The sequence below is a fragment of the Streptomyces cellostaticus genome (genome assembly GCF_001513965.1).
Classification (GTDB): domain Bacteria; phylum Actinomycetota; class Actinomycetes; order Streptomycetales; family Streptomycetaceae; genus Streptomyces; species Streptomyces cellostaticus.
Genome location: NZ_KQ948022.1, coordinates 244,704 through 259,861, shown reverse-complemented (window position 1 = coordinate 259,861; position 15,158 = coordinate 244,704). Strand labels below are relative to the sequence as shown.

11 protein-coding genes and 2 pseudogenes are annotated in these 15,158 nt (G+C 72.8%); 6 read left to right on the top strand and 7 right to left on the bottom strand.

All coding sequences use genetic code 11. The features are described from left to right. Positions 1–6 precede the first annotated feature (6 nt). Positions 7–990, bottom strand: coding sequence for an ArsR/SmtB family transcription factor (locus AQI88_RS17845; protein WP_066999759.1), 984 nt, complete (start codon positions 988–990; stop codon positions 7–9). A 57-nt stretch (positions 991–1,047) separates the two neighbouring features. Here AQI88_RS17845 and AQI88_RS17840 point away from each other — a divergent pair, with 57 nt between their 5' ends. Continuing rightward, positions 1,048–2,352 carry an MFS transporter gene (locus AQI88_RS17840; protein ID WP_079057634.1) on the top strand — a complete coding sequence of 435 codons (1,305 nt, stop codon included), beginning with the start codon at positions 1,048–1,050 and terminating at the stop codon, positions 2,350–2,352. Between the two features lie 562 nt (positions 2,353–2,914). Here the strand turns inward: AQI88_RS17840 and AQI88_RS17835 are convergent. Further along, complete coding sequence (locus tag AQI88_RS17835) at positions 2,915–3,388, bottom strand: nuclear transport factor 2 family protein (RefSeq protein ID WP_066999756.1); 474 nt, start codon at positions 3,386–3,388, stop codon at positions 2,915–2,917. Between the two features lie 144 nt (positions 3,389–3,532). On the opposite strand from AQI88_RS17835, the gene AQI88_RS17830 reads away from it, so the two are divergent. From AQI88_RS17830 to AQI88_RS17820, 3 genes are all read left to right on the top strand, one after another. Then, positions 3,533–4,087, top strand: a complete 555-nt coding sequence (locus AQI88_RS17830; RefSeq protein ID WP_066999753.1) for a TetR/AcrR family transcriptional regulator — start codon at positions 3,533–3,535, stop codon at positions 4,085–4,087. Positions 4,088–4,509: 422 nt separating this feature from the next. Then, a complete protein-coding gene (locus AQI88_RS17825; RefSeq protein WP_066999749.1) occupies positions 4,510–5,268 on the top strand; it encodes a CAP domain-containing protein in 759 nt (252 codons plus the stop codon). Between the two features lie 163 nt (positions 5,269–5,431). Continuing rightward, complete coding sequence (locus AQI88_RS17820) at positions 5,432–7,543, top strand: FUSC family protein (protein WP_066999746.1); 2,112 nt, start codon at positions 5,432–5,434, stop codon at positions 7,541–7,543. On the opposite strand, the gene glpK is transcribed toward AQI88_RS17820, so the two are convergent. Both glpK and AQI88_RS17810 read right to left on the bottom strand, forming a co-directional pair. Beyond that, positions 7,524–9,035 (bottom strand): glycerol kinase GlpK, encoded by a 1,512-nt coding sequence (gene glpK / locus AQI88_RS17815; protein WP_066999744.1) that lies wholly within the window; start codon positions 9,033–9,035, stop codon positions 7,524–7,526. The genes AQI88_RS17820 and glpK overlap by 20 nt on opposite strands. Positions 9,036–9,072: 37 nt before the next feature. Next, complete coding sequence (locus tag AQI88_RS17810) at positions 9,073–9,840, bottom strand: IclR family transcriptional regulator (protein WP_066999740.1); 768 nt, start codon at positions 9,838–9,840, stop codon at positions 9,073–9,075. A 193-nt stretch (positions 9,841–10,033) separates the two neighbouring features. Between AQI88_RS17810 and AQI88_RS17805 the strand changes: the two genes are divergently transcribed. Beyond that, positions 10,034–10,459: an ATP-binding protein gene (locus AQI88_RS17805; RefSeq protein ID WP_066999738.1), complete on the top strand. Its 426-nt coding sequence runs from the start codon at positions 10,034–10,036 to the stop codon at positions 10,457–10,459. A 304-nt stretch (positions 10,460–10,763) separates the two neighbouring features. Here AQI88_RS17805 and AQI88_RS17800 read toward each other — a convergent pair. The 3 genes and pseudogenes from AQI88_RS17800 to AQI88_RS47745 form a co-directional block, all read right to left on the bottom strand. Next, a pseudogene (locus AQI88_RS17800) lies at positions 10,764–11,906 on the bottom strand (PP2C family protein-serine/threonine phosphatase); the annotation flags it as partial. 97 nt (positions 11,907–12,003) lie between these two features. Next, positions 12,004–12,762 (bottom strand): IclR family transcriptional regulator, encoded by a 759-nt coding sequence (locus AQI88_RS17795; RefSeq protein ID WP_066999736.1) that lies wholly within the window; start codon positions 12,760–12,762, stop codon positions 12,004–12,006. A gap of 608 nt (positions 12,763–13,370) precedes the next feature. Beyond that, positions 13,371–13,511, bottom strand: a pseudogene (locus tag AQI88_RS47745) (transcriptional regulator); the annotation flags it as partial. A gap of 153 nt (positions 13,512–13,664) precedes the next feature. Here AQI88_RS47745 and AQI88_RS17785 point away from each other — a divergent pair. Further along, on the top strand, positions 13,665–14,903 hold the full coding sequence (locus AQI88_RS17785; protein WP_279616554.1) for a serine/threonine-protein kinase: 1,239 nt from the start codon (positions 13,665–13,667) through the stop codon (positions 14,901–14,903). The last annotated feature ends 255 nt before the right edge of the window (positions 14,904–15,158 follow it).

The following is a 15,158-nucleotide window of genomic DNA, read 5'->3' as shown; positions in this document are numbered from 1 at the left end:
CCGAGCCTATCGGCACAGCTCGTCGCCCAGAGGCGTCCGCCTGTACCGGACGGTGCGGCCGCTGCGGGTGCGGCTGAGCAGGCCCGCGTCGTAGAGGACGGCCAGATGCTGACTGACCGCGCCGGGGGTGACGTTCAGGCGGTGGGCGAGCTCGGTGGTGGAGGCCGGTTCGGCGAGGAGGCTCAGCAGGCGGGCGCGAGGGCGGCCGAGCAGCCGTATCAGGGCGCGGTCGGTGACCGGCGGCGGTGCCTCGGAGAGGGTGGCGCGACCGCGGGCCGGATAGATGAGCATCGGCGGGCGCGACGGGTCGAGTACCGTCTGGGCGCCGCGGGCGAAGAGTGTCGGCATCAGCACCAGGCCGCGTCCCGCGATGCGGATGTCGGCCGCCGTCCAGGGGGCCGTGCCGCCGGTGGGGGTCAGCAGCAGCTGTTCGCCGGTCCACACGAGCCGTGGGTCGAGCCCGGCGAACAGTGCCGCCGCGCCTTCCTCCGCCAGCACCCGCGCCTGATGGGCGAGATCGGCCTCCAGGATGCTGTGCACGCGCGGCCACCAGCCGTCGCTCAGGCAGGTGTGCCAGTAGGCGTCGAGGGCGTCGGCGAGCCGGGCGAGGAAGGCCGCCGGGTCGGCCAGACCCCGCACGACGACCGGCGGGAACGCGTCCTCGGTGCGGTAGGAGGCGCGGAAGTCGGCGCTGACCACGTCCGGCGGGGTGCGGCGGACCTCGTCGAGTTCGTCGGCGAAGACCGGCCGGGCGCGGGCCGGGCGCGGGCTGAGGAAGTCGGGCACCCACAGCCAGGGAGCGACCAGGGCGGTGAGCAGCTCGCGATCGAGGCTCTCCAGACGCGGGCGGATGCGGCGCAGCCACGGCCGGTGATGCGGATACCGGGCCGGGTCGTGCAGGCAGCGCAGCGAGAACACCGCCTCCTGCAACGGGGAGTAGGCGAAGGAGGTGGTGGCGAGGTCACCGACCGCGAAGCGGAACTCGATCATTGAGCGCCACGCTAAATCATTGTCGGACGCGAGCGGACACCGGGTTGGCTGTCGGACATGACCACGACACCACTCTCACACGCCCCTGACCAGGACGGCAGTCCGGAGCCGGACCGCGCCACCCGCGCGGGCGGGCTGCTGCCGGCCGCCCCGGCGCTGCGCCTCGCCACCGTGCTGACCGCCGTCAACTCCCTCGGCAACGGGCTCTACTTCCCGCTCGGCATCCTGTACTTCACCCGCATCGTCGGCCTCGACACGACCGCGGTCGGGCTCGGGCTGACGGCCGCGGGCCTGGTCGGCGTGGCCGCCGGGGTACCCGCCGGGCGGGCCGCGGACCGGTGGGGCGCCCGGCGGGTCGGGGCCCTGCTGTGGGGCGGCACGGGGGTCGCCACGGCCGCGTACACCCTGGTGCACTCCTACGCCGGGTTCCTCGTCGCAGTGATCTGCGCGACCGGGTTGCAGATGGCGAGCCGCGGGGTGCAGGGCGCGCTTTATGCCGATGTGCTGCCGGCGGCGACGCGGGTGGAGGCGCGGGCGTACCTGCGGATGGTGACGAACGTCGGGATGGGCGTGGGGGGCGCGCTGGGTGCGGTCGCGCTGCAACTGGACTCGCGCGGCGCGTACATGACGGTGATCGTGCTCAACGCCCTGTCCTTCGCGGGTCCGGCGCTGCTGGTACCGCGGATGCCGCTGGCGCCGCATGTCGGCGAGCGCGCGGCCCCGGACGCCGAGGCCCCGGCCGCGGACCGCTGGCGAGCGGTGCGCGACCTGCCGTTCCTGACGGTGACCGTACTCAACGCGGTGCTGGTCGTGCAGTACACCCTCTCCGAGGTCGGGCTGCCGCTGTGGATCGTGGAGCGGACCGAGGCGCCGCGCTGGACGGCGGCCCTGCTGATGATCGTCAACTGTGTGCTGGTGGCGCTCCTTCAGGTGCGGGTCGCCCGCCGGGCCTCCCGCGTACCCAGCGCGGTACGGGCGATGGGCTGGTCGGGGCTGCTCCTGGCGGCGGCCTGCGCGGGGTACGCCGTGTCCGCGGGCCTGTCCCCCGTGTGGGCGGTGCTGTCGCTGACCGCCGGGGCGGTGGTGCAGGTCTTCGCGGAGGTGTTGTCGGCGGCCGGTGGCTGGACCCTCGGTTACGAACTCGCCGACGCCCGCGCGCACGGCGTCTACCAGGGCGTGTTCGGCGCGGGCATGTCGGCCGGGATGATGGCGGGACCGGCCCTGGTCACGGTCACCGCGATCGCCCACGGCAGGCTGGGCTGGGCGGTGCTGGGCGTGGTGTTCGCGGCGGCCGGGCTCGCGGTGGCACCCGCCGTGCGCTGGGCGCAACGAGACGGCGCCTGGCGGGGCGAACCGGCCTGAATCCATCCGGGCAGGCCCAGCGGATCGCGGCCGGGGGGGGCGGCGCTGCGGCGGGGGCAAGGGTGAATCAAGGGCGCCCGTCGCGGCGAACGCCGCCTCCCCTCTGGCACGACTGCGCAGTTCCTGTTCTGGATCCGGCGCGCCAACGCGTCGGCATACGCTGCCATCTGCTGTCCGCGGCCGGCTGCTACCGGGACGAGGGCGACCACCCCCGAGCCCTCAAGCAAGCGTGCCCCGACGGCGAAGCCCTGGAGCGAGCGGGCCTGCACCATGCGGCGACGCGCAGCTTCCTGACCGCTGTGGACTGCGCGCTGCGGACTGCGCGCTGCGCGGCGTCCGGCGGGCCGTCCCCTCCCGACGAGGAGGGAGCGGCCCGCCGGCTCGCCGAGCTGACGATTCTCCGGCCCGCCTCGGCACAACGACCCGCATGGCCGCGGAAAGGGACGCGGCGTTCGCGCTGCCGCGGGGTTCGTGGTCCTGACCGGCGAGCAGCTCGCCACACCCTGTCCGCCGTCGACACGCCGTCGCTGTCCCAGGGCGAACGGCGCGAAGAGACGGTGTCTCAGAAGCCGAGGTCGCTGAGGCCCGGGTGGTCGTCGGGACGGCGGCCCAGCGGCCAGAAGTACGCGCGCTCGGACTCGGCGATCGGGAGCGTGTTGATGGAGGCGTGGCGGGTGTGCATCAGCCCGTGCTCGTCGAACTCCCAGTTCTCGTTGCCGTAGGAGCGGTACCAGTTCCCGGCGTCGTCGCGGTGTTCGTAGGCGAAGCGCACAGCGATGCGGTTGCCGTCGTGGGCCCACAGCTCCTTGATGAGCCGGTAGTCGAGCTCGGTGTTCCACTTGCGCGTCAGCAGCGCGACGATCTCGTCCCGGCCGGTGGCGAACTCCGAGCGGTTGCGCCAGCGTGAGTCCACCGTGTAGCCCAGCGACACCTTGCGTGGATCACGGGTGTTCCACGCGTCCTCGGCCAGACGGACCTTCTCGATGGCGCTCTCTCGGGTGAACGGCGGTACCGGCGGGCGGGTGGCCTCGGTCATGTCGGCTCAACTCCTTCGGACTCCGGGCGCGCCACAGATCCGGCGAGCCCCTTGCAACAAAGCGAGAACGAACGTTCTCGGTGACTCTTGCTAGAGTAGAGAACGCACGTTCTCCAAGCAAGGGCCCCCAGGCAAGGAACAGAGATGGCGGAGCAGGAACCGACCCGGCAGCGGGTGCTGGATGCGGCCGGAGAGCTGTTCTACAGCCGCGGCATCCAGACGGTGGGGATGGACGCGGTGCGCAACGCATCGGGCGTGCCGCTCAAGCGTCTGTACGCACTGTTCCCCTCCAAGGACGCGCTCGTGCTGGAGTTCCTGCGACAGCGGGATGCGCAGTGGCTGCGGGCTCTCGCCGGCCACGTAGACGCACAGCCGACGCCCGAGGAGCGGATCACGGCGGTGTTCGACTGGCTGTACGCGTGGTTCTCCGAGCCGGGCTACCGCGGGTGCGCCTTCATCAACTCCTTCGGCGAGCTCGGCGCGGTCTCACCCCAGGTGGCCGAGCAAGCACGGCACCACAAGCAGGCCTTCCACGCCTACCTGACCGACCTCGTCGAGGCAGCCGGGCGACCCGCCGAGCTCGCCGGACGGCTCGCGCTCCTGGCCGAGGGAGCGATCGTCACCGCGGCACTCTTCGCCACACCCGAACCCGCCCGCCAGGCGCGCGACGCCGCCCACGCCCTGCTGCACACGCCGTGACACCGGTGTCGACTTTGGTTCCGTGACATCCGTCACGTCATCTCCGAGAGCTAGGCATGCCGGATAGTAGATGCCGCTCGATCGACATATGGGATTTGTCCGGCTTGACGCAGGCGCCGGGCGCGTCCGACCCGACGGCGCTCCGGCCACGCGGCGATTTCACCCGTTCTTCGAGACGGACAGGCCTTCTGACGGGGTGACAGGTTCGCCGGTCAGGAGGCCGACACCGGACCAGCACGCTCGGCAGCCCTTGGCAAGGGCCGCCCAGCTCTACGAAGCAAGGTAGTACGAAGGGGCTTTGCCCTCTCTGTGAAGCCGTCCTAACAATGACGACCCGCACAACGTCTCCGCAGCTCAGGAGCGGGGTCCGCGCAGAGTCAGCCGCACATGGGGCGCTCGGCGACTACCGGGTGAGGTCACGCATGGCACAGCATCGTAAGAAGCAGCACTACCGGCGGCTGGTCATAGCCGCAGTCGCCATGGGTGCCGTGGGCATCCCGTCCGTCGCGATGGCCTGTGCCGACTGGCCGGACGGCGGCGGCCATCAGTCCGAGGGCGCCGAGAAGTACGCGGGCACGGACTGGCGGCACCAGGCCGCCGGCCATCATCACCCCAAGAACCACCGGGGTCACCACCACCGGAATCATCACCACAAGCACCACGAGACCGGCCGGCCCGCTCCGGTGCCGTCGAAGACTCCGAGCGCCTCTGCGAGCGCTCCCCAGACCACCAAGCCGACGAAGCCCACGTCCACCCCGTCCGCCCCCGCTGCGCCGAGCACCCCCAAGGCCACCGCCACGGCGTCCGGGGTCGTCGCTCGCATCGTGCAACTCGTCAACGCCGAGCGCAGCAAGGCCGGTTGCTTCCCGGTGACCCTGGACGCGACCCTGACCAAGGTGGCGCAGGCGCACAGCCAGGACATGGCGGCCCACCAGAACATGTCGCACACCGGTTCCGACGGGTCCGACCCCGGCGCCCGGATCACGCGTGCCGGCTACGCCTGGAGCACCTACGGCGAGAACGTCGCCTACGGCTACACCACTCCCGAGCAGGTCATGGCGGGCTGGATGTCCAGCCCCGGGCACCGGGCCAACATCCTCAACTGCTCGTTCAAGGAGATCGGCGTCGGTCTCGCACAGCCGGGCAGCTACTGGACCCAGGACTTCGCAACCGCCCGGTAGGACGACCTCCTGAGATCGTCTGCGGATCCCTCACGATCCCGCCGGGCGACGACGGCGGCCTGAGTGGCAGGCCGCCGTCGCGCTGCTCGCGTCCGCGGACCGGCCGACAATGGGCCTGACGGCGGGGACGACCCCGGGGAGGCGCCGGGGAAGGAGCGGCCCCATGCCGGCACGGCACCTCTCCCCCGACCGTGCGCGGGCCGCACGGCAGGCGGTGCGCGTGACCGTGGCGTCGTCCGCCGTCTTCTACCCCGCCGTGTACGCGCTGGACCAGCCCGTCGTCGCGGTCTACGCCCTGTTCGCGCCGATCGCGCTCGGCCTCCTGTCGCCCCTGCCCGGCGGGAGCCGTCGGCGTGCCGGGGCCATCCTTCTCGCGCTGCCGCTCGCCGTGGCCCTGACCGCCCTCGGCACGCTCCTCGCCATGACCACCGGCTCGGCGGTGGCGGGGATGGTGGTGGTCGGCTTCGCCCTCTCCTTCGGCGCGGCCTGCGGTCCGGCACCGGCGGGCGCTGCCCCCGGACTGCTGCTGTTCTACGTCCTCGCCTGCTTTCCGCCGTACGCGCCGGACACGCTGCCGCAGCGCCTCGTCGGCCTGCTGCTCGGCGCCGCGCTGCTGGTCCTGTGTGAGCTGCTGCTCCTCCCGGCCCCACCGGACCCGCCCTACCGCGAGCGGGTCGCCGACGCCCTGGACCTCGCGGCCGCGTCGGCGGCGGTCGCCGCACACGGCCACGGCACCGCCCCGGACCGGGCTCGGCTGCTGAGCGCGGCCGGAGTGGGGCTGCGCCTGTCCCGGCAGCCGCCCGGTTCACGTCCGACCGGTGCCGGCCGGACCCACCGCGCCCTCGCCCAGGCGGGAGCCGCAACGCGACGCCTCCTGGACCAGCTGGCCCGTATGACCCCCACGGCGAGCCATGACCCGGCCTCCGGGACGCTGCTGCGGGGCATCGCGGCCGCATGTGCCACGACGGCGGATGCGCTGCGCGGTGCGCGCGCCGTGCCGGGGCCCGAGGCGCTGGAGGAGATGGCTGCCGACTTCGTTGCCCACCGCGGGCGCCCCTCGGACGGCCGGGCGGCACCGTCGCCGGAACTCCTCGTGCACAGGTCGGCCGTCCTGGCCACGGCTGCGTCGGCGGTGACCGTGCAGGCCGCGGTCGCCGTGGCGCTCGGCGGGCGGCGCTTCCTGCCCGGGCTGCCGCGCGAGCAGTTCTGGTACGCGCAGCCACGCACGGTACGGCTGTGGCTGGTGCGGCTCAGCGGCAACGTCACGCAGCGGTCGGTCGTCTTCCAGAACGCCGTGCGCACGGCTGTGGGGCTCGGGGCGGCCCGTCTCGTGGCCGGGGTGCTGGATCTGTCGCACGGCTTCTGGGTTCTGCTGGCCGTGCTCACGCTGGGGCGTACGACCGCGGGGGCGACCTGGTCGGTGGTGCGGTCGGCGGCCGTCGGCACGCTGCTGGGGGCGCTGGCGGCCGGGGTGCTCCTCTTCGAGGCGGGCGGCGCCGCCGTCGTGTCCGCGGTGGTGCTGGTGCCGGCGATGCTGCTGGCCTTCACGCTGGGGCCGATCGCCGGGCCCGCCTGGGCGCAGGGTCTGTTCACGCTGGTCGTCGCCGCTGCCTTCAGCCAGCTCTCGCCGGTCACCTGGCGGCTCGCGGAAACACGTCTGCTCGATGTGCTCACGGGGTGCGCGATCGGACTGCTGTGCGGACTGCTGGCCTGGCCGGCCGGCGCCCGCGGCGAGGTGCGGCACAGCATGGCCGAGCTGCTGCGCTCGGCGGCTCCGCTGGTGAAGGTCACCGCGGCAGCCGCGGTCGCTCCCGGCGAGCCGGACGCGGGGCAGCGCCTGGCCGAGGAAGCGCTGGGGCTGACCCGGCACCGGCTGCGCATCGCGGAGGCCGCCTACGCCCAGTTCCGCACCGAGGCCGGCAAGGACGGCGCCGACGGTGGTCCCGACTGGCACGCGGCCCTCAACTGCGCCGCCCATGCGCTCGTCGGCGCCCACTGGCTGCCCCGGCAGAGTCCGGACCCCATGCCGCCGGAAGCGCAGCGCTGGGCGCGGGAGTCGGCCGGGGAACTGGCCACCGCCTTGGTCCGGGCGGCCGGCTTTCCGCCGGGCGGTGTGCGGGTCCGGGCGGCTCCCGTACCTGACGCCGTCCTCTCCGCAGTCCCCGCACCTCTCCTGCCCGCCCTGGTCGATGTGCAGGTCTGGCTCCGTGACCTCGCGGGAGACCTGGCGGCGATGAGCGGGGACAGCCGCCCGGTCAGGACCGGGGCGGTCTGATCCACCCCAGGGACCGTTCGACGGCTCGCTGCCAGTTGTCGTACTCCGCATCCCGCCGGCCGGGGTCCATGTCGGGCAGCCACCGGGCGGCCGGGTGCCAGTTGCGGCGCAGGACTTCCAGGTCCGGCCAGTAACCGGCGGCCAGTCCGGCGGCGTAGGCGGCGCCGAGGGAGACCGTCTCGGCGACCATGGGCCGTACCACGGGCACGTCGAGCACATCGGCCACGAACTGCATGAGCAGGTTGTCCGCCGTCATGCCGCCGTCCACCTTCAGCTCCTTCAGCGCCACCGAGGAGTCGGCGTTCATCGCGTCGACGACCTCGCGCGTCTGCCAGCCGGTGGCCTCCAGGACGGCCCGGGCCAGGTGCCCTCGGGTGATGTAGGAGGTGAGGCCGACGATGACACCGCGTGCGTCGCTGCGCCAGCGGGGCGCGAACAGACCGGAGAAGGCGGGAACGATGTAGCACCCGCCGTTGTCCTCGACCGTCCGTGCGAGGGTCTCGATCTCCGGGGCGCTGCTGATCAGCCCCAGGCGGTCGCGGAACCACTGGACCAGTGAGCCGGTGACGGCGATCGACCCCTCCAGGGCGTAGACAGGCTGCTGGTCCCCGATCTTGTAGGCGACGGTCGTGAGGAGGCCGTGCCGGGACCGTACGACATCGGTGCCGGTGTTGAGCAGCAGAAAGCTGCCCGTCCCGTAGGTGCACTTCGCCTCGCCCGGGGAGAAGCAGGTCTGGCCGAACAGGGCGGCCTGCTGATCGCCGAGGGCGGCCGTGAGGCGCAGGCCAGGCAGCAGCGTGCGGGCCTCGCCGTAGGTCTCGGCGGAGGATCTGATCTCGGGCAGCATCAAACGGGGCACGCCGAAGAACGCCAGCAGTTCCTCGTCCCAGGTGAGCGTGCGGATGTTCATCAGCATGGTGCGGCTGGCGTTGGTGGGGTCGGTGATGTGCAGGCCGCCGTCGGCGCCCCCGGTGAGGTTCCAGATCAGCCAGCTCTCCATCGTGCCGAACAGCACCTCGCCGTCCTTCGCGCGCTGCTCCAGCCCCTTGACGTGGTCGAACAGCCAGCGGATCCGCAGCGCCGAGAAGTACGTCGAGGGCGGCAGCCCGCACCGCTCCAGGAAGAACTCCTCTCCGGGCCGGCGCCTGAGGTCCTCGACGAGCGGCGCCGTGCGGGTGTCCTGCCAGACGATCGCCCTGCCCAAGGGGGTGCCCGTGTGCCGGTCCCAGAGCACCGTGGTCTCCCGTTGGTTGGCCACACCGGCGGCGGCGACCTGTTCGGCGGCGAGGTTCGCGCCGGACAGGGCCTCGGGTATGACGCGGCGCAGGTTGTGCCAGATCTCGACGGCGTCGTGCTCGACCCATCCGGGTTTGGGGAAGTGCTGCTGGTGCTCCCGCTGGGCGACCGCCGCCAGCCGTCCGCCGTGGTCGAACAGGATGCATCGGGTGGAGTTGGTGCCCTGATCGATGGACATGACATACCGTTCAACCATGGTCCGCCTTCCGATGGGTCGAGGGGGCGGGAGGGGCCTACCAGCGCGCGGCCCCCAGGTCTCTGGAGATCGCCCGCGCGGCCTCACGGATCAGGGTGATCAGGCTCGGCCTGGGTCTGCCTTGGCTGTCGCAGATCCTCTCGACCGGGCCGGACAGCCCGATGGCACCGACGACGAGGCCGCCATGTCCGCGGATCGGCGCGGAGAGCCCGGCCTCGCCCATGCTCATTTCCTGGACCTCGGCAGCCCATCCGACTTCCCTGACCTCGGCGAGCGCCTGGGTGAGCTGCTCCGGGGCGACCAGGGTGTGCCGGGTGTAGGCGTCCAGCCCCGACTCCAGGGCCGCGTCGAGAGGTGTGGTCCCGTAGGCCAGCAGCACCTTGCCGAGCGAGGAGGCGTGCAGGGGCAGCAGCGCGCCCACGTCCAGGGTCTGGAGCGTGTCGTCGGGCCGGAAGACGTGGTGCACGACGAGGACCTTGCCTTCCAGAGGGGTGCCCAGGCGCACCGCTTCCCCGCTCCGGGCGGCCAGGGCGTCGGCCCAGTTGATGGAGCGCGACCGCAGCTCGTTGACGTCGAGGTAGCTCGTGCCGAGGTGCAGGAGGGCGGCTCCGAGCTGGTACTTTCCGGTCGCGGCGTCCTGCTCGACGAAATCCACGTGCTGGAGGGTGCGCAGGATGCCGTGGGCGGTTCCTTTCGCCAGCCCGAGCGAGGCCGCCACCTCGCCGAGTCCGAGTCGGCGGGGCCCAGCGGCGAGCAGGCGCAGGATCGCCGCCGCCCGTTCGATCGACTGAACTGGGCCGGCCATGAAGCGAGCCTATTACCGACATGGGCGTTTTGCCCTGTGTGCAGGCGGCGCCCGGGCGGCGACGGGCATCCGCGTTCGGTAATGCCGACCGGGGTTCATTGACCGGCCCGGTCCGGCTTCCTAACGTGCTGCGAAGCCCGGCAACGCGCTGAGGCCCGGCGCCTGTCCGGCAGCGCTCACGTCAGGAGACAAGATGGCGGTACAGCTCAACACGCTGCTTCGGGAGGCACGCGAGGACATCTGTCCCATGCCGCCCGTCGCCGGCGCCGTCTCGGCCGCACGCCGGCGTGCGCGGCTGGTCCTGGCCGACTGGAACGTGTGCCCGACGATCGTCGAGGACTCGCTGCTGGTGGTGTCGGAGTTGCTCACCAACGCGATCGTCCATGCCCTGCCCCCGGCGGTGCTGCGGCTGTCGTGGGTCCGGTGCGACGGGCCCGGCACCCTGCGCATCGAGGTCACCGACGGGGGACCCGCGCTCGCGGGCGGACACGCACGCGCGGGGATCGACCCGGACGAGCACGGGCGGGGCGAGGGGATCGTCCATGCGCTGGCCGATCGGCACGGCATCCACGTCCATGGTGGCGGGGTCACCCGGTGGGCCGATCTGGTCGCCGCGTGAAGCGGCACGCACCCGCCCGTCCCCGGACCCGGACCTGCGTGGTCCGCTGCGGGAGACTCCCGCTGCCGGGCTGAGGTCAGGCCCGCTCGGGCAAGGGACGGCACAGGCCCTTGCCCTGCCGTCGAGAGGCCTCCACCGGTGCGCGGGCCGAGCTGGGGCGTCCCGGGTTCCCCACGGCTGCGGTCTCCTGGCGGTCCTGTCGCCCACCGCCCCGGCCCTCGACCGCGGACCGGGGCCGGGACAACACGGAGGCGGCTTCGCGACCGGCGTCGGACAGTGGCTCCGGGACGGCCGGTGCGCGTGCCGCCGACTCGGACGCGGCCGGTTCGTCCACGGTCTGCCGACGGAGCAGAAGCAGGGCCGCGTCGTCGTGCAGCCGGCCGCCCACATGCGCCAGCAGTTCGTCATGGAGCCCGGTGAGCGTACGTGCCGGCTCGTCGGTCACATGGCGCGCCACGCCTTCGGCCAGCGGGTAGAACTCGCGCGTGTGATCGCGGGCCTCGATGACCCCGTCGGTGTAGAGCAGCAGCTGCTCTCCCGCCGCGAAGGGCAGGCACTGGAGGCGGGGCTCCTCGGCCGAGAGGGCACGCAGCCCGAGGGGCGGAGCGGGATGGGTGGGCTCCACGGCCACGACGCTTCCGGAGGCGGAGATGAGCAGCGGAGGCGCGTGTCCGCAGTTGACCACTTCCAGCTCCCCCGGCCGCGCGTATCCGACGACCACGGCAGTGACGAAGTCGTCGGGCCCGAGGTTGCGCGCCAGGCTCCGCTCGATCCGCTCCACGACGGAGAGGAGATCGGGCTCGTCGTAGGCGGCCTCGCGGAAGACACCGAGCACGAGCGCGGCGGTCCCGACGGCCGGCAGCCCCTTGCCGCGCACGTCGCCGACGATCAGCCTGATCCCGTGCGGGGTGGGCACCAGGGCGTAGAGATCCCCGCCGATACGGGCCTCCGCCGCCGCGGCGCTGTAGCGGACCGCCACCTGGAACGGGCCGACGGTCTCCGGGACGGGCTGGAGCACGGCGTGCTGGGCGGCCTCCGCCACCGAGCGCACGGCCGCGAGCACCCGCTCACGCCGGCCGCGCAGCGCGCTGGCCAGGCCACTCGCCAAAGTGACGGCCATCAGGGCCGACAGTACGGCCGCCAGCTCACCGCCCGGAACCGCATGCCTGCTCCCCAGCGCCGCGCCGAGCACCGTGGCGAGGAGACCGACACAGAGGACACCGCGGGGCCCGTTGGTGGTGGCGGCCAGCGCGGGCCCGGCCGCCAGCAGCGGCAGCCACATCGTCCCCGCGCCGCCGACGACGTCGACGAGCACGATCACGGCGACGATCAGCACCGGCAGCACGGGTATCCCAGCGGCCAGCTGCGCGGCGGCGCGGCCCGCCGCTCGGTTCCTGTACGGCCGCTTGGGCCGGTGGCCGTCACCATGGTCTCGGGCCTGACTCATGTTCGTCCACAGTCCTCACCTGTACAGAGCGCCGCTCCCGGCATGTCCGTTTCATCCAGGAAAGCGGCTCGGCGAGGCAGCCTCAAGGAGAGGGATTTCAGATAGTGAGCGAGAGGCTCCTGGTCACCCGGTTCGCGATCGGGATCAGCCGCTCCCGGATCTCCTGGAGCCGTGAGAGCCGCTCGGCCGGCACCGAGACACCGAGCGAGCCGAGCGTGTCCCCGCGGTAGACGGGCACCGCGACGCACACCGTGCCGAGGGCGTACTCCTCGAGGTCCGTGACGGCCGGGGCCATGGGGGGCGAGTCCAGTCTTCGGAGCAGTTCCGGGAGACTGGTGATGGTGCGTGGCGTGAGGTCGGCCAGGTGGTGCCGGGAGAGGTAGTCCCGGCGGGAGTCGTCATCCAGTTCGCGCAGCACGGACTTGCCCAGCGCGGTGGCGTGTCCCGCGTCCTCCATTCCCACCCAGAGGTCGACCCGGGGCGTACGGGGGCTGTCGACGATCTCGGCGACCCTGATCTCGCCCTCCTCGTAGAAGGTGAGGTAGGTCGCTGCGGCGAGCTCGTCCCGCAGCGCGGCGAGCGCCGGACGGACCCGGCTCAGCAGGACCTGCGCGCGGCCTTCGGCGTGCAGCGTCTGCAACTTGTCGCCCAGGACGAATCCGCCGTCGGCCAGCTTCCGCACGTATCCGTCGTGGACCAGCGTCCGCAACAGGTGATACGCGGTGGCCAGAGGCAGGCCCGTCTCCCGTGCCAGCTGCTTCGCCGGCGCGCCGTTCGCGTGCGCGCTCACCGCCTCCAGCAGGCGGAAGGCCCGCTGTACGGACGTGATGAGCGTGGGGCTGTCGGGGGCACCCATACGAACAGCCTGCCCCGCGCGCCCGGCCCAGGCAAGACAAGCCGCAGCTCAGACGGCGGTTCCCCAGCCCGCCCGGTCGCCCCCGGCCGCGCTTCACGTGCCGGCCGAGGACCAGGCCGAATGCGTGCGATGCGGGAAGGCCGCCGGCCGACGCCGCCTTCGGTCAGCTGCCGGATGACCGCCAGGGCTTCAGCGAGCGGCCGTGTGCCCGCAGAGCATGGGTACGCCGGACACCGGTGCGCGCCCGGCATCCCTGCCATGATCGCCGCGTGCTGCGAGAGGACGGTCAGCCGGCCGGTCATCACCCGGACGACGGCCACGACGTCGGGGCCGTCGACGGAGCAGACCTGCCGTCGGCCCTCGCGGCCCGGCCCAGGCAAGACAAGCCGCAGCTCAGACGGCGGTTCCCCAGCCCGCCCGGTCGCCCCCGGCCGCGCTTCACGTGCCGGCCGAGGACCAGGCCGAATGCGTGCGATGCGGGAAGGCCGCCGGCCGACGCCGCCTTCGGTCAGCTGCCGGATGACCGCCAGGGCTTCAGCGAGCGGCCGTGTGCCCGCAGACCATGGGTACGCCGGACACCGATGCGCGCCCGGCATCCCTGCCATGATCGCCGCGCGCTGCGAGAGGACGGTCAGCCGGCCGATCATCACCCGGACGACGGTCACGACGTCGGGGCCGTCGACGGAGCAGACCTGCCGGCGGCCCTCGCGGCGCGAGCGCACGAGCCCGGCGGGCTTCAGCGAGGCGAGCAGTGCGAACGCGGCGGCTGCCGGCACGTGTGCCCACCCCGGGTGAGCGCCCGGTACGGACGGCTCCGCACGCCGGGCCGCCCGACGCATGGGCACCCGTCACTTCGATAAGATGATCTTGTAGCGCCACCATTGCGTCCGCATGGTCGGTCATTGGCTGTCACGGCGCAGGTTGTCGTCGAGCGTGAAGGGACGCAGGTGGGACTGCTGCTGGCGGATCGCTACCACTTGGACGAGCCGCTGGGACGCGGCGCCATGGGTGAGGTGTGGCGAGCCACGGACCGCACGCTGGATCGTGCGGTGGCGGTGAAGCTCCTGCGCACGGAAGAGGCGGCGGACACCGAGCGCTTCCGGCTGGAGGCACAGACTGCGGGCCGCCTCAACCACCCTCATGTGGTGGGCGTGTACGACTTCGGCTCCCACCAGGGCCGGCTCTACCTGGTCATGGAGCTCATCGACGGCTGGCCCCTGGCCCAGGAGCGCTCCCTGCGCGGCACCCTGCCCCCGCAGGAGGCGGCGGCCGTCGCGGCGCAGATCGCGGCGGGGCTGTCCGCCGCACACGCCCAGGGGGTGGTCCACCGGGACGTCAAACCGGCCAACGTGATGCTGACCACCGACCGCACCGCGAAGATCACGGACTTCGGCATCGCCCGCTTCGCCGACGACGTCGCCGGTAACCTGACGGCCACCGGGAGGGTCGTCGGCACCGCCGACTACCTGGCTCCCGAACGGGCCCTCGGGCGCCCCGCGCAGCCGGCCTCCGACGTCTATGCGCTCGGCTGCGTGCTGTACGAACTGCTCACCGGCCGACCGCCGTTCCGCGGCGCGACCGCTCTGGCGGTGGTGCATCAGCAGGTCGACGCCGTGCCCGTACCGCCCTCGCACCTGCGCGCCGGGATACCGGCCCCGTTGGCCGACTACGTCCTCGGCATGCTGGCCAAGGACCCCGCGCACCGCCCCACCGCGGAGCAGGCGGCGGCCTGGCTGGCCGGGGCCCGGTACGAGGAGCGGCCACAGGCCACTGCGCCCCCGTCGGCTGTGGAGCCTCCGCCGCCTGCGCACCGCGCCGTCGGCGGCGCACGGTCCGCACGCTCCCGTGGGAGGAATCACCGCAGCCGGGCCACGCGGGCCGTGCTGGGCGGGGCGGGCGTGCTGCTGTTCGCGGTGGCTGCGGCTGTCGGCGCGAACCTGAACTCCCCCGACGGCACCCCGTCATCACCCGCTCCCTCCGGCTCGACTCCCGTCGGCGGGACTCCACTGTCCGACGTGCCGTCGGCGACCGCCCCTTCCCCACCGGCGGAGCACCGCGAGGGCGCCGACACGAAGAGGCCCGCCCAGGAGCGCCACCGGCAGGGCAAGGAGAGACAGCACGGCAGGCACGGAGAGGACTGAGTCCCCTCACCCTGACCTCAGATGGTGATGGCGAGTTCCTGGTCGGTGAACGCGCCGTACGACGGGTTGACGTCGCCCTCGCCGCCTCGGCCGTCCGTTCGATGCAACGGCTCCGCTCCGCATCCCTGATGGAGCCGCGCCATGGTGCCATGGGAGCGCTCCCGCGACCAGGTCGCGCACTCTCCCCCCGTGTCATTGACATCAGGAGTCGGTCCTCTACCGTAGATCCCCGCACAGCATGTCGCACAGTCTTCG

Bases quoted from the DNA above. Each gene is read 5' to 3' on its own strand.
- AQI88_RS17845 (WP_066999759.1), bottom strand. From the start codon at position 990: ATGATCGAGTTCCGCTTCGCGGTCGGTGACCTCGCCACCACCTCCTTC.
- AQI88_RS17840 (WP_079057634.1), top strand. From the start codon at position 1,048: ATGACCACGACACCACTCTCACACGCCCCTGACCAGGACGGCAGTCCG.
- AQI88_RS17835 (WP_066999756.1), bottom strand. From the start codon at position 3,388: ATGACCGAGGCCACCCGCCCGCCGGTACCGCCGTTCACCCGAGAGAGC.
- AQI88_RS17830 (WP_066999753.1), top strand. From the start codon at position 3,533: ATGGCGGAGCAGGAACCGACCCGGCAGCGGGTGCTGGATGCGGCCGGA.
- AQI88_RS17825 (WP_066999749.1), top strand. From the start codon at position 4,510: ATGGCACAGCATCGTAAGAAGCAGCACTACCGGCGGCTGGTCATAGCC.
- AQI88_RS17820 (WP_066999746.1), top strand. From the start codon at position 5,432: ATGCCGGCACGGCACCTCTCCCCCGACCGTGCGCGGGCCGCACGGCAG.
- glpK (WP_066999744.1), bottom strand. From the start codon at position 9,035: ATGGTTGAACGGTATGTCATGTCCATCGATCAGGGCACCAACTCCACC.
- AQI88_RS17810 (WP_066999740.1), bottom strand. From the start codon at position 9,840: ATGGCCGGCCCAGTTCAGTCGATCGAACGGGCGGCGGCGATCCTGCGC.
- AQI88_RS17805 (WP_066999738.1), top strand. From the start codon at position 10,034: ATGGCGGTACAGCTCAACACGCTGCTTCGGGAGGCACGCGAGGACATC.
- AQI88_RS17795 (WP_066999736.1), bottom strand. From the start codon at position 12,762: ATGGGTGCCCCCGACAGCCCCACGCTCATCACGTCCGTACAGCGGGCC.